Source organism: Streptomyces sp. NBC_01237, assembly GCF_035917275.1.
Lineage (GTDB): Bacteria > Actinomycetota > Actinomycetes > Streptomycetales > Streptomycetaceae > Streptomyces.
Window position 1 is genome coordinate 3,332,013 of sequence record NZ_CP108508.1, and the last position, 14,079, is coordinate 3,346,091.

Below are 14,079 nucleotides of genomic sequence, written 5' to 3' on the forward strand. Positions count from 1 at the left end.
CACCGCCTCCTCACGGACGGCGGCTGACGCCGACGCGCACCGGCGCACTCCCGCGGGCCGCGGCGCTGCGACACCCTCGGGCCGCCGGATCTCATGCGCGGGTGAGCGCCGCGACCGCCGAAGCGGCCAGATCGTCCAGGTAGCCCTTGGGCAGGTCACCGCGGACCACGACGAGCCGCCAGTACAGCGGTCCGACGATCAGGTCCAGGGCCCGGTCCGGATCGCTGCCCTCGGGCAGTTCGCCGCGGGCCACCGCCGCCCGGACGACGACCGCGGCGACGCCCTGCTGCTGGTCGAGCAGGGCGGCCTTGATCGCACCGGAGATCTCCGGATTGCGGGCCGCCTCGACGAGCAGATCGGGAATCACCTGCGAGGCCACGGGGTGGCGCAGGGCGTACGCGCCCAGTTCGAGGACGGCGCGCACATCGCCGTACAGCGAACCGGTGTCCGGGGCGGGCAGCCCCTGGGCGGCGACGGCCGCGACCAGGTCGAGGACGAGGTGGAGCTTGGACTTCCAGCGGCGGTAGACGGCCGTCTTGCCGACACCCGCGCGCCGCGCGATGCCCTCGATGGACATCCGGGCGAATCCCACGGCGGCGAGTTCCTCGAAGACCGCGCTGCGGATGGCGTCGGTCACGTCCTCGCGCAGCACGGCGGCGCCTGCCGGGGTGCGGCGGCGGGTTCCCCGTTCGGTGCTCATGGCCCGAATGATAGTCCGTAACGACGAAACGGTTGCGTTGCGACGTGAGAGCGTCCTACTCTCAGCGTTACGACGATACGGTCCCGTCCCAACGGCCGCGCCGTCCGTCCGCACGCGTTTCCTCCGCACGCCCCGTCCGCACGCCCCTCGCATGTCTCTTCCGGGCCGCTCGCCCGACGCCCGCCCCCTGACATTCCCCGGATATTCCCGGACGTTCCCGGCCGTTCCCTCCGGCCGTTTCACCCCCCTCCGTCGAAAGCGATCGTGGTGAGCCAGACAGCAGCTCCGCCGCCCCCGGTGGACACCGCACCCACACCCGCACCCCCCGCCGCCCCGCAACCGCCCGCACCACCCGGCGCTCCCGTCCACGCGCCCGGTGAACTGGCCGCGCTCGCCGCCCGGCACGGGCTCACCGTCAGCGGGGCCCGGCCGCCGCTGGGCGCGTACATCCGGCAGCTCTGGGGGCGCCGGCACTTCATCACGGCGTTCGCCACCGCCAAGCTGACCGCGCAGTACAGCCAGGCGAAACTCGGCCAGATCTGGCAGATCATGACCCCGCTGCTGAACGCGACGGTCTACTACTTCATCTTCGGCGTCCTGATGAACACGAAGCGCGGCGTCGACGACTTCGTCCCGTTCCTGGTCACCGGCGTCTTCATCTGGACCTTCACCAGCAGCTCGATCACCGCGGGCACACGGGCCATCAGCGGCAACATCGGCCTCGTCCGCGCCCTGCACTTCCCGCGCGCCTCGCTGCCCGTGGCGCTGGCCCTGCAACAGCTCCAGCAGCTCCTGTTCTCGATGGGGGCACTGTTCCTGATCCTGCTCGTGTTCGGTCAGTACCCGCGGCCGTCCTGGCTGCTGGCGATCCCGGCGCTGGCCCTGCAGGCCGTGTTCAACACCGGGGTGTCGATGATCGTGGCGCGGCTCGCCGCCAAGACGCCGGACATCGCGCAGCTGACGCCGTTCATCCTCCGTACGTGGATGTACTCCTCGGGCGTGATGTGGAGCCTGGACACCCTGCTCAAGGGCGACCGGGTCCCGCACTTCGTGATGGTGGCGCTGGAGTACAACCCGGCGGCCGTCTACATCGACCTGATGCGGTTCGCCCTCATCGACAGCTTCGCCGGGGCGCAGCTGCCCGCGCACGTCTGGGCCGTCGCGGCGGGCTGGGCGCTCGTGTGCGGAGTGGCCGGATTCGTGTACTTCTGGCAGGCGGAGGAGCAGTACGGACGTGGCTGAGACACCCGGCGCGACGAGCGCCCCCGAGGCCCCCGGCACTTCCGGCACGACCGTCGGACCCGGCGCCCCTGACACCCGGGTCCCCACCGTCGTCGTCGACGGGGTCCACATCACGTACAAGGTCCACGGGGCCCGTACCGGACGAGGCAGCGCGACCTCGGCCCTGAGCCGCCTCACCTCACGTCGGCAGAGTCCCGGCGTGCGGGAGGTCCACGCCGTGAAGGGGGTCAGCTTCGCCGCGTACAAGGGCGAGGCCATCGGTCTGATCGGCTCCAACGGCTCCGGGAAGTCGACGCTCCTCAAGGCCATCGCGGGCCTGCTGCCGCCGACCGAGGGCCGGGTCCACACCCAGGGTCAGCCCTCGCTGCTCGGCGTGAACGCGGCGCTGATGGGCGATCTGACCGGCGAGCGCAATGTCGTGCTCGGCGGGCTCGCGATGGGCATGACGCGCCGGCAGGTCCGCGAGCGCTACGACGAGATCGTGGACTTCTCCGGCATCAACGAGAAGGGCGACTTCATCACCCTGCCGATGCGGACGTACTCCTCCGGCATGGGAGCCCGCCTGCGGTTCTCCATCGCGGCGGCCAAGAGCCACGACGTCCTGCTGATCGACGAGGCGCTGTCCACGGGCGACGCCAGGTTCCAGCGCCGCAGCAAGGACCGGATCATGGAGCTCCGCGAGTCGGCGGGCACGGTCTTCCTGGTCAGCCACAGCAACAAGTCGATCACCGAGACGTGTGACCGGGCGATCTGGCTGGAGGCGGGAACGCTCCGCATGGACGGCCCGGCGAAGCAGGTCGTCGCCGCCTACGAGAAGTTCACCAAGAAGAAGTAACCGGGCCCGTAAGGCGGTCGGGGACGAGCCCGTACGGCGGTCGGGGACGAGCCGGTACCCGCACTCGTCCCCGACCGCCTACGGCGTCAGCCCTACGCGTGTGTGCGCAACAGCGTCCGCATGGTCCGCATGGCCACCGAGAGGTTCGCCAGGTCGAACGCGTCCGAGCTCTGGATCTCGTCCAGCGTGGACCGCGACCGTGTCAGGATCGCCGCGTTCTTCTCCTCCCACGCCGTGAACCGCTCCTGGGGCGTCGAGGTCCCGTTGCCCACGCTCAGCACGTCCGCGGTCAGCGCGGCGTGCGCGGCGTACAGGTCCTCGCGGATGGAGGCACGGGCCATGGACTGCCAGCGGTCGGCCCGCGGCAGTTCGATGATCCGGTCCATCAGCTGGGTGATCCGCAGCCGGTCGGCGAGGTCGTAGTACACCTCGGCGACAGCCAGCGGCTCCTTGCCCGTGCGGTCGGCGATCGCCACGATGTCCAGCGCCGGGAAGGCCGAGGAGAACCCGGCGACCCGCAGCGCCAGCACGTCCGGGACCCCCACCGAGGTGAGCTCGTCCAGGATCGACTGGTACCAGTCCAGATCGGCGCCCTTGAGCATCTTGGGCAGCTCGCTCCAGACCTGCTCGACCCCGTCCCGGAAGAACTCGATGGTCTCCGCGATCTCGACCGGCTGCGGCCGGTTGCCGAGCAGCCAGCGCGAACCGCGCTCGACGAGGCGGCGCGAGTGCAGCCGGATCCGGGTCTGGACATCCGCCGCGACCTGGTTGTCGAGCGCCTCGACGGCGTCCCACACCTGGGCCAGACCGAAGATCTCCCGGGCCGCGGCCTGCGCCCGCACGATCTCCTCGATCGATGCCCCGGTCTCTTCCCGCAACCGGTGCAGGAAGGTCGAACCACCGGTGTTCACGGTGTCGTTGACCAGGACGGTCGTGATGATCTCGCGGCGCAGGGCGTGCGCGTCCACCGCCTCGGGGAAGCGCTCGCGCAGCTGCCGCGGGAAGTAGGCGTGCACCAGCTTCTGCAGGTGCGGGTCGTCCGGCAGGCTGGTGGAGATCAGCTCGTCGGCCGCCGTGATCTTGGTGTAGGCGAGCAGCACGGCCAGCTCGGGCTGGCTCAGCCCCTTGCCGCCGTTGAGGAGTTCGCGGATCTGCCGGTCGTTGGGCAGGAACTCCAGCGCCCGGTCCAGATGTCCGTCGCGGCCCAGCCGGCGCATGAAGCGCTGGTGGGCGTGGAGCAGGGACGGGGACTGGGCGGTGGCGTTGGCCAGTGCGGTGTTCTGCGCGTAGTTGTTGCGCAGCACCAGCTTGCCCACCTCGTCGGTCATCTCGGCGAGCAGCTTGTTGCGCTGCTTGACGGTCATGTCGCCGTCCCGCACCAGACCGTTGAGCAGGATCTTGATGTTCACCTCGTGGTCGGAGGTGTCCACACCGGCGCTGTTGTCGATCGCGTCGGTGTTGATCCGGCCGCCGGTGCGGGCGAACTCGATCCGGCCGAGCTGGGTGGCACCGAGGTTGCCGCCCTCGCCGACGACCTTGGCGCGCAGGTCCTCGCCGTTGACCCGGATCGCGTCGTTGGCCTTGTCGCCGACGTCCGTGTTCGACTCGGACGACGCCTTGATGTACGTACCGATGCCACCGTTCCACAGCAGGTCGACGGGGGCCTTGAGGATGGTCTGCATCAGCTCGGCGGGCGTCATCTTGGCGACGGACGAGTCGATGCCGAGCGCCTCACGGATGTGCGCGTTGAGCGGGATCGACTTCGCCGTACGGGGGTGGACCCCGCCGCCCGCGGACAGCAGGTCCGCGCTGTAGTCGCCCCAGGAGCTGCGCGGCAGGTCGAACAGCCGGCGCCGCTCCGCGTACGAGGTGGCGGCGTCCGGCTTCGGGTCGATGAAGATGTGCCGGTGGTCGAAGGCCGCGACCAGCCGGATGTGCTCGGAGAGCAGCATGCCGTTGCCGAAGACGTCACCGGACATGTCGCCGACGCCGACGACCGTGAAGTCCTCGGTCTGGGTGTCGTGGCCCAGCTCGCGGAAGTGCCGCTTGACGGACTCCCAGGCACCGCGGGCGGTGATGCCCATGCCCTTGTGGTCGTAGCCGACGGAGCCGCCGGAGGCGAAGGCGTCGCCGAGCCAGAAGCCGTAGGCGACGGCGATCTCGTTGGCGATGTCGGAGAAGCTCGCGGTGCCCTTGTCGGCGGCGACGACGAGGTAGGTGTCGGCCTCGTCGTGGCGGACGACATCGGCGGGCGGCACGACCTCCCCGGCCACCATGTTGTCGGTGATGTCGAGCAGCGCCGAGATGAACGTCCGGTACGAGGCGATGCCCTCGGCCAGCCAGGCGTCACGGTCGACCGCCGGGTCGGGCAGCTGCTTGGCGACGAAGCCGCCCTTGGCGCCGACCGGCACGATGACGGTGTTCTTCACCATCTGCGCCTTGACCAGGCCGAGGATCTCGGTCCGGAAGTCCTCCCGCCGGTCCGACCAGCGCAGCCCGCCGCGGGCGACCTTGCCGAAGCGCAGGTGGACGCCTTCGACGCGCGGCGAGTACACCCAGATCTCGAACGCCGGGCGGGGCGCGGGCAGGTCCGGGATGGCCTGCGGGTCGAACTTCATCGAGACGTACGCGTGCGGCTTGCCGCCCTCCGCCTGCTGGAAGAAGTTGGTGCGCAGCGTGGCCTTGATGACGGTGAGGAAGGACCGCAGGATCCGGTCCTCGTCGAGCGAGGCGACCTGGTCCAGGGCCCCTTCGAGCTCTTCGAGGAGCCCGTCGGTCAGCTCCGTACCGGCCCGCTGGCGCTCGGGGGACATCCGGGCCTCGAACAGCGAGACCAGCAGCCGGGTGGTGTGGACGTTGTTGCGGAGAGTGCTCTCCATGTAGTCCTGGCTGAAGGTGGATCCGGCCTGGCGCAGGTACTTCGCGTAGGCGCGCAGCACCATCGCCTGCCGCCAGGTCAGACCGGCTCCGAGCACCAGCGCGTTGAAGCCGTCGTTCTCCGCCCGGCCCTGCCACACGGCGGCGAACGCGTCCTGGAACCGGTCGCGGGCGTCGTCGGCCAGATAGCTGCCGTTGCCCGTGGCCTGCGGCATCCGCAGCCCGAAGTCGTAGATCCAGGCGTGGGTGCGGTCCGCGCAGCGCAGCTCGTACGGACGCTCGTCGACGACCTCGACACCGAGCTGCTGGAGGGCCGGGAGGACGGCGGACAGGGAGACCTGCTCGCCGGTCCGGTAGATCTTGAAGCGGCGCTCGCCGGGGCCGGCGCCGACGGGCTCGTACAGGCTGAGGGCGAAGTCCTTCTCGTTCCGCTTGAGCGCTTCGAGGTGGACCAGGTCGGCCACGGCGGCGCGCGGCGAGTGGTCGGCCTTGTACCCCTCGGGGAACGAGTGACCGTAGTGGCGCATCAGCTCGGCGGCGCGCTCCTCACCGCACTCGGCGTTCAGCGCCTCCTGGAAGCCGTCGGCCCAGGAACGGGCGGCCTCGACGAGGCGGCCCTCGATGCGGTCGGCGTCGGCGTCGGTGAGGTGCGAGAGCTCGGTGCCCGGCGGGACCCGGATGACGAAGTGGAGCCGGGAGAGGATCGACTCGGTGTTCCAGGCGGTGAAGTCGACGCTGGTGCCGCCCAGCTCCTCCTTGAGGATGTCGATCAGCCGGAGCCGTACACCGGTGGTGTAGCGGTCGCGCGGCAGGTAGACGATCGCGGAGTAGTAGCGGCCGTACTCGTCCTGGCGCAGGTACAGCCGCAGCCTGCGGCGCTCCTGGAGGTAGAGCACGGAGGTGACGATGGAGCGGAGCTGGTCGACGGGCGTCTGGAAGAGCTCGTCGCGCGGGTAGGTCTCCAGGATCTGGAGCAGGTCGCGGCCGTCGTGGCTGTTGTACGTGAAGCCCGCGCCCTCCAGCACCTCGGCGACCTTGCGGCGGATGACGGGCACCCGGCGCACGGACTCGGTGTAGGCGGCGGACGAGAACAGCCCGAGGAAGCGGCGCTCACCGACGACGTTGCCGTCGGCGTCGAACTTCTTCACCCCGACGTAGTCGAGGTAGCTGGGGCGGTGCACGGTCGCGCGGCTGTTGGCCTTCGTCAGGACGAGGAGCTTGTGCTCGCGGGCCTTGGCGCGGGCGTCGGCGGGCAGCCGGTCGAAGGACGGGCTGACGGGGTGCGCCTCGTCCTCGGTGTGGTGCGGGTCGGAGCGCAGGATGCCGAGGCCGGTTCCGGGCACGGCGGCCAGGGCGTCGCTGTCCCGCAGCTCGTACTCGCGGTAGCCGAGGAAGGTGAAGTGGTCGGCCGCCAGCCAGCGCAGCAGCTCGCGGGCCTCGTCGACCTCCTCGTCGGCGAGGTCGTCCAGCGGCTCACCGGGCAGGTCGTCGGCGATCCGCAGCGCGGCGTCGCGCATCTTGTCCCAGTCCTCGACGGTCTCCCGCACGTCGGACAGGACACGCAGCAGATCGGCGGTGATCTGCTTCAGGTCGGCGCGGTCGGTCTCGCGGTCGATCTCGACGTGGATCCAGGACTCGACGAGCGCGTCGTGCGGCAGCTCGGCCTTGGCGTCCTTGGCCCCCTTGGCGTTCTTGCGGCCCTGCGCGTTCGTCGCGACACCGTTGCCCTCGGTGAGGACCTCGATGAGCTTGCCGGTGAGGTCACGGCGGACGATGACCTGCGGGTGGATCACGACATGGATGCCGCGGCCCTGCCGGGACAGCTCATTGGTCACGGAGTCGACCAGGAACGGCATGTCGTCGGTGACGACCTCGACGACGGAGTGGCTGGAGGTCCAGCCGTTCTCCTCGACGGTCGGGGTGTGCACCCGGACGTTCGCCGTGCCCTGGGGACGGTTCTCGGCCAGCCGGTAGTGGGAAGACGCGGCGCCGAAGACGTCGACCGGGTCCCGGCCGCCGATGTCCTCCGGTGCGGTGTGCAGGTAGTAGCGCTGGAGGTAGGAGAGCAACATGTCCTGGCCGGGGCGCTCCCCCTGGTCGGCCCCGGTGCCGGCCGAGCCGGCCCGCACCCTGGGGGTACCCCCTGGGCCACCGACACCACCGCCCGGGCTGTTGTCAGCTACCTTGGCGGCCCGTGTGAGCAGCTCGGCCTTGGCTTCGTCCAGCTTGGTCTGCATGTCCTCTGGCTCCTGTCGCGCGCCGTTGCGTGACGTAGGTGAAAAAGACGACGTAACGCCACGACGCGGGGTATCCGGTCTGAGTCGACGCTATGCCGCTGGGGGAGATGCCCGGGACCTTATTGGCCATTTTCGGCAGCGGGTCCGGGCCAGGGGCTGTTCCGCGGGCCGTGGCCGTGGCCACGGCCGCCGGACAACCCCTGGGGAGATCGCGGATCGCCCGGGTGCTGTTGCACTCCGGGCGCAGGCCGGGGGCTTCGCTGCCCCCGAGGCGTATCGCGCTGATCACGGCACCAGGCTATCTCCCTCTCACCCACAACCGTCATGGGCTGTATGTGTACAAAAGATGGCCGCGAACTTTGACACTCTGGACAGTGCGCTGCGCCCTCTTGGCGAACTCCGCGCGGGGAGGCAGGCTTGCCGGTCGTACGACGCCGGCCCTTCCGGTCCAGCGATTCCGGTCCTCCGACGCCTGGGAGCCCCGCCATGGCACAGAAGATCCTGCTCGTCACCGGCGACGCCGCCGAGTCCCTGGAGGTCCTGTACCCCTACCAACGGCTGCGCGAGGAGGGGTACGAGGTCGACATCGCGGCCCCCGAGCGCAAGACGCTGCGTTTCGTGGTGCACGACTTCGAGCCCGGTTTCGACACGTACACGGAGAAGCCCGGCTACACCTGGCCGGCCGACCTGGCCTTCTCGGAGGTCGACCCCGGCGCCTATGTGGCCCTGGTGATCCCGGGCGGCCGTGCCCCGGAATACCTCCGCAACAACGCCGAGCTGCGCAAGATCGTCAGCGCCTTCTTCGACGGTGGGAGGCCGGTCGCCCAGATCTGCCACGGCCCCCTGATCACGGCCGCGACCGGCGGGCTCAGCGGCCGCAGGGTCACCGCGTACCCCGCGCTGGAACCCGACATGCAGTCGGCGGGAGCGACCTTCCAGGACGCGGAGGCGGTCGTCGACGGGACCCTCGTCTCCTCCAGGGCATGGCCGGACCACTCGGCCTGGATGCGCGAGTTCCTGAAGGTGCTCCGCGCGACGTCGGGCGCCCCGTCGGGCGCCTGAGTCCGCCCCGGCGAGGGGCGCGGCTTCCCGTTCTCCCGCCTCCCGGACCGGGGCCCGCACCCCCGGCCGGAGAACGCCTCGGCCGGGAACACCCCGGCCCGAGAACACCCCCGCCGGAAACCCCTCAGCCCGAGAACACCTCGGCCAGCGCCACCGCTTCCGCCAGGGTGTCCACCACCGGTACGCCCGCCGCCTCCAGGTTGCCCCGGCTGTGCGACCCGCCGGTGTAGAGCACCGCACGCGCACCGACATGGGCCGCGGCCACCGCGTCGTCCACCGCGTCCCCGATGACGACCGAGTGCTCGGGGGATATCCCGTCCAGCGCGGCGAAGTGCCGCTCCATGTGCTGCGCCTTGCTGCCGCCGGACGGCCCCGTACGACCGTCGACACGGACGAAGTGACGCTCGATGCCGTACCCGCGCACCACGGGGACCAGCTGCTCGTGCCCGTGCATGCTCAGCAGCGACTGGCTGCGGCCCGCCAGCTGCCACTGGCCGAGGAGCTGCTCGACGCCTTCGGTGAGCCCGCAGGCGGGACGCCGCTCGGCGTAGTAGCGGTGGAAACTGCCGTCCATCCGCTCCCACTCGGCCTGGGTGGGCAGCCGGCCCATGAACCGCTCGTAGAAGCGGGGTATCGGGATGCAGTACATCTCGCGGTACTGCGCCAGGGTGATCGGCTCCAGCTCGACCTCGGCGAAGGCCGCGTTCGTCGCGTGGATGACGGCCTGGGTGTCGTCGAGCAGCGTGCCGTTCCAGTCCCAGACCAGATGTGTGCGGTTCTTCCCCGGTGTCGCCATACGGAAAAAATACTCGCCGGGTACGACAATCAGGCGATGAGGTGAGGAATCTCCTGGATGCCGAACCACAGCAGCTCGTGGTCCTCGGCACCGTCCACGGTGAACTGCGCGTCGTCGTCACCGAGGTCCGCAGCCCCCAGCGCCGCCGCGGCGGCGCTCACGTCCTTCTCCGCGTCGTCGGCGTCCACATGGACGGCCGCCGCCTTCGCCAGGGCCATGGCGGAGGCGATCCGCACCTCGCCGAGGGCCGCCCCGTCCAGGCTGTGATCGGGGTCGGCGACCGCGTCCGCGTCCGGCACGTCGACGGCGACGACGACCCGTCGGCGGGGCTCGTCGGGATGGCCGGCGATCATCCGGAGCGAGGCGGAGGCGGCCCGGTTGAGCGCGGCGTACTCCAGCTCCTCGATGTCGTCGGAGACGTACCACTCACGCAGCTGAGGCGTCACCGCGTAGGCCGTGAGCGGCCCGGGTCCTACCTCGCCCGCCCTGTGCGCCGCTGCGAGACCGGAGAGGGTCAGAGGGACGTACACGCGCATGGCAGGCCGCTTTCGTAGTCGGAAACGCCTTCAGGATACGTGGACGTCCCCTTTCGGGTCCCCGTGATCGGCCTCGGCCGTCCACCGGCAGCCGCCCGTCACCCCCGTCGCATGCCTTGCGGCACAAGGCGCGTGCCACTGATAGGTGAACCCGCCACCGCGCGTACCCCTCCCCCGGGCCCCTTGCGGCGCTGACGACCGTCCCCGTAGAAGATCCCCAGCAGAAGTTACCGTCCGGTATTCGACCGGGCCCGGGTTCAACGGGGGCGATGAGTATGAGCACGGACAACAGGCGACCCACCGGCCGGCGCGACCAGCGCAGGCCCGGCACCGTACCTCCGCAGCGCACGCCGCTACGGCCCCGGCAGCCGCCCCGCCCGCACCACTGGTTCGCCGAACGCCTGCTCGCGGTCCTCAGCGGCCAGCGGCCGGTGCACTGGATGCTCGGCCACACCATCGGCGACGCCTACGACCAGCTGGCCGAGCTGGCGCCGGGCGCCCCGCTGAGTGCCACCAGGGGCAGCCGTCCCGTGGTACGCCGCTGTCGCGGTGCCCAGCCCGCCACGGGTGTCGTCGAGGCGTTCGCGAGCATCACGGCGGGCGACCGGGTCCAGGCCATGGCCTTCCGCCTGGAACAGGGCACCGACCTCCGCTGGCGCTGCGCCGCGGTGGAACTCGGCGCGGCGAGCCAGGCCGTCCGTTGAGCGCGCCCCACGGCCTCGCCCGGACACACCCGGGGCCGGACACCACAAGGTGCCCGGCCCCGGCCGTCCTGCGCCCGGCCGCGGTACGGATCCCCGTACCGCCGGCTCAGCGCCCCGCGCTACTTCTTGCGACGACGCCCTCCGGTGCCGCCGCCCTTCTGCGCCTTGCGCCGCTCCGCACGCGTCATCCCGTCCGCCTCGGACCGCGCGCCGTCACCGTCACCGTTGGAGAAGTCGCCCTCGACGACCCCGCCCTCCCCGTCCACCGTGGGAGCGGAGAAGTGCAGCCGGTCCGGCCGCTGCGGGGCGTCCAGGCCCTTGGCCCGGATCTCCGGACGGGAGACCGCCGCGACGGGCGCGTCCTCCTTGGAGAGCGAGGTCGGCTCGGCCGCGTCCTGCACCGGAACCTCTTCGACCTGCTGCTCGACCTGGACCTCCAGGTTGAACAGGTAGCCGACGGACTCCTCCTTGATGCCCTCCATCATGGCGTTGAACATGTCGAAGCCCTCGCGCTGGTACTCGACCAGCGGGTCCTTCTGCGCCATGGCCCGCAGGCCGATGCCCTCCTGGAGATAGTCCATCTCGTAGAGGTGCTCACGCCACTTGCGGTCCAGGACGGACAGCACCACGCGCCGCTCCAGCTCACGCATGATGTCGGAGCCGAGCGTCTTCTCGCGCTCCGCGTACTGGTCGTGAATGTCGTCCTTGACGGACTCGGCGATGAACTCCGCGGTGACGCCGGCCAGGTCCCCGGCGGCCTCCTCCAGCTCCACGACCGTGACCTTCACCGGGTAGAGCTGCTTGAAGGCGCCCCACAGCCGGTCGAGGTCCCACTCCTCGGCGAAGCCCTCGGCGGTCTCCTGCCGGATGTAGTCGTCGATCGTGTCGTCCATGAAGTGCCGGATCTGGTCCTGGAGGTCCTCGCCCTCCAGAACACGGCGGCGCTCACCGTAGATGACCTCGCGCTGCCGGTTGAGCACCTCGTCGTACTTCAGGACGTTCTTGCGCGTCTCGAAGTTCTGCTGCTCGACCTGCGACTGGGCCGACGCGATGGCCCGGGTGACCATCTTGTTCTCGATCGGCACATCGTCGGGCACATTGGCCATCGACATGACGCGCTCGACCATCTGGGCCTTGAACAGGCGCATCAGGTCATCGCCCAGCGACAGGTAGAAGCGGGACTCGCCCGGGTCGCCCTGACGGCCGGAACGACCGCGCAGCTGGTTGTCGATACGGCGCGACTCGTGCCGCTCGGTGCCCAGCACGTACAGCCCGCCGAGGTCCTTGACCTCTTCGAACTCGGCCTTCACGGCCTGCTCGGCCTTCTCCAGCGCGGCGGGCAGCGCGGCCGCCCACTCCTCGACGTGGTCGACCGGGTCGAGACCGCGCTGACGCAGCTCCGCCTCGGCGAGGTCGTCCGGGTTGCCGCCGAGCTTGATGTCGGTGCCTCGGCCGGCCATGTTCGTGGCGACGGTGACGGCGCCCTTGCGGCCGGCCTGGGCGACGATCGTCGCCTCCCGGTCGTGCTGCTTGGCGTTGAGGACCTCGTGCTGGACGCCCCGCTTGGAGAGCTGCTGCGAGAGGTACTCGGACTTCTCGACCGAGGTGGTGCCGACCAGGATCGGCTGGCCCTTCTCGTGCTTCTCGGCGATGTCGTCGACGACCGCGGCGAACTTCGCGACCTCGGTGCGGTAGATCAGGTCCGACTGGTCGGCGCGGACCATCGGCCGGTTCGTCGGGATCGGCACGACGCCCAGCTTGTAGATCTGGTGGAACTCGGCGGCCTCGGTCATCGCCGTACCGGTCATGCCGGAGAGCTTGCCGTAGAGACGGAAGAAGTTCTGCAGGGTGATCGTGGCGAGGGTCTGGTTCTCGTCCTTGATGTCCACCCCTTCCTTCGCCTCGATCGCCTGGTGCATGCCCTCGTTGTAGCGGCGGCCGGCGAGGATACGGCCGGTGTGCTCGTCGACGATCATGACTTCGCCGTCGATGACGACGTAGTCCTTGTCCTTCTTGAAGAGTTCCTTGGCCTTGATGGCGTTGTTGAGGTACCCCACGAGCGGTGTGTTCACCGACTCGTAGAGGTTCTCGATGCCGAGCCAGTCCTCGACCTTCGCCACACCGGGCTCATGGATGGCGACGGTGCGCTTCTTCTCGTCGACCTCGTAGTCGCCGGTCTCCTCAAGCCCCTTCAGCGGGTTGCCCGCCTCACCTCGGGTGAGACGCGTGACCAGCTTGGCGAAGTCGCCGTACCACTTGGTGGCCTGGTCGGCGGGGCCGGAGATGATCAGCGGCGTACGGGCCTCGTCGACGAGGATCGAGTCGACCTCGTCGACGATCGCGAAGTTGTGGCCGCGCTGGACGAGCTCGTCCTGGGACCACGCCATGTTGTCGCGGAGGTAGTCGAAGCCGAACTCGTTGTTCGTGCCGTACGTGATGTCGCAGGCGTACTGCTCACGGCGCTGCGCCGGGGTCATGTTGGCGATGATGCAGCCGACCTCCAGGCCGAGGAACTTGTGCACCCGGCCCATCATCTCGGAGTCGCGCTCGGCCAAGTAGTCGTTGACCGTGATCAGGTGCACGCCCTTGCCGGAGAGCGCGTTGAGATACGCGGGCAGGGTGCCGACGAGGGTCTTGCCCTCACCGGTCTTCATCTCGGCCACGTAGCCGAGGTGCAGGGCTGCGCCGCCCATCATCTGGACGTCGTAATGGCGCTGTCCGAGGACACGCTTGGCGGCCTCACGGACCGTCGCGAAGGCTTCGGGAAGCAGGTCGTCCAGGCTCTCGCCGTCCGCGTACCGTTCCTTGTACTCGTCGGTGAGCGCCCGCAGCTCGGCGTCGGAGAGGTTGACGAAGTCCTCTTCGATGGAGCTGACCTGGTCCGCGATGCGGTGCAGTTTGCGCAGGATCTTGCCTTCGCCTGCACGCATGAGCTTGTTGAAGACGGACACTGAGGCTGGTCTCCTTGCCGGTCGGGCCTGGCACTGGGTCGTGTAATGGACTCTGGCGCGGGCACGGCAGGTGGGCCCCACCGCAACGGCCATCGTAAGCGAGGACCCCACCGCGTCGGGAGGGCTGCCGCCGCGTTGA

General features: G+C 69.9%; 9 protein-coding genes. 4 read left to right on the forward strand and 5 right to left on the reverse strand.

Annotation, left to right across the window (positions count from 1 at the left end; genetic code table 11):
* Positions 1-91: 91 nt before the first annotated feature.
* On the reverse strand, positions 92-700 hold the full coding sequence (locus OG251_RS14640) for a TetR/AcrR family transcriptional regulator (RefSeq protein WP_326677592.1): 609 nt from the start codon (positions 698-700) through the stop codon (positions 92-94).
* A gap of 264 nt (positions 701-964) precedes the next feature.
* Here OG251_RS14640 and OG251_RS14645 point away from each other — a divergent pair, with 264 nt between their 5' ends.
* Both OG251_RS14645 and OG251_RS14650 read left to right on the forward strand, forming a co-directional pair.
* Positions 965-1,942, forward strand: coding sequence for an ABC transporter permease (locus OG251_RS14645; protein WP_326677593.1), 978 nt, complete (start codon positions 965-967; stop codon positions 1,940-1,942).
* Positions 1,943-2,051: 109 nt separating this feature from the next.
* Positions 2,052-2,777 (forward strand): ABC transporter ATP-binding protein, encoded by a 726-nt coding sequence (locus tag OG251_RS14650; RefSeq protein ID WP_326681262.1) that lies wholly within the window; start codon positions 2,052-2,054, stop codon positions 2,775-2,777.
* Between the two features lie 92 nt (positions 2,778-2,869).
* On the opposite strand, the gene OG251_RS14655 is transcribed toward OG251_RS14650, so the two are convergent.
* On the reverse strand, positions 2,870-7,891 hold the full coding sequence (locus OG251_RS14655; protein ID WP_326677594.1) for an NAD-glutamate dehydrogenase: 5,022 nt from the start codon (positions 7,889-7,891) through the stop codon (positions 2,870-2,872).
* Between the two features lie 486 nt (positions 7,892-8,377).
* Between OG251_RS14655 and OG251_RS14660 the strand changes: the two genes are divergently transcribed.
* Positions 8,378-8,953, forward strand: a complete 576-nt coding sequence (locus OG251_RS14660; protein WP_326677595.1) for a DJ-1/PfpI family protein — start codon at positions 8,378-8,380, stop codon at positions 8,951-8,953.
* A 124-nt stretch (positions 8,954-9,077) separates the two neighbouring features.
* Here the strand turns inward: OG251_RS14660 and OG251_RS14665 are convergent, their stop codons facing one another.
* Together OG251_RS14665 and OG251_RS14670 are read right to left on the reverse strand one after the other, a co-directional pair.
* Positions 9,078-9,749, reverse strand: coding sequence for an HAD family hydrolase (locus tag OG251_RS14665; RefSeq protein ID WP_326677596.1), 672 nt, complete (start codon positions 9,747-9,749; stop codon positions 9,078-9,080).
* Between the two features lie 29 nt (positions 9,750-9,778).
* Positions 9,779-10,285, reverse strand: coding sequence for a DUF6912 family protein (locus OG251_RS14670; protein ID WP_326677597.1), 507 nt, complete (start codon positions 10,283-10,285; stop codon positions 9,779-9,781).
* Positions 10,286-10,560: 275 nt separating this feature from the next.
* On the opposite strand from OG251_RS14670, the gene OG251_RS14675 reads away from it, so the two are divergent.
* Positions 10,561-10,989, forward strand: coding sequence for an Rv3235 family protein (locus OG251_RS14675; protein WP_326681263.1), 429 nt, complete (start codon positions 10,561-10,563; stop codon positions 10,987-10,989).
* A 119-nt stretch (positions 10,990-11,108) separates the two neighbouring features.
* Here the strand turns inward: OG251_RS14675 and secA are convergent, their stop codons facing one another.
* Entirely contained in the window at positions 11,109-13,940 is a 2,832-nt protein-coding gene (gene secA / locus OG251_RS14680) for a preprotein translocase subunit SecA (protein ID WP_326677598.1), read from the reverse strand.
* Between the last annotated feature and the right edge of the window lie 139 nt (positions 13,941-14,079).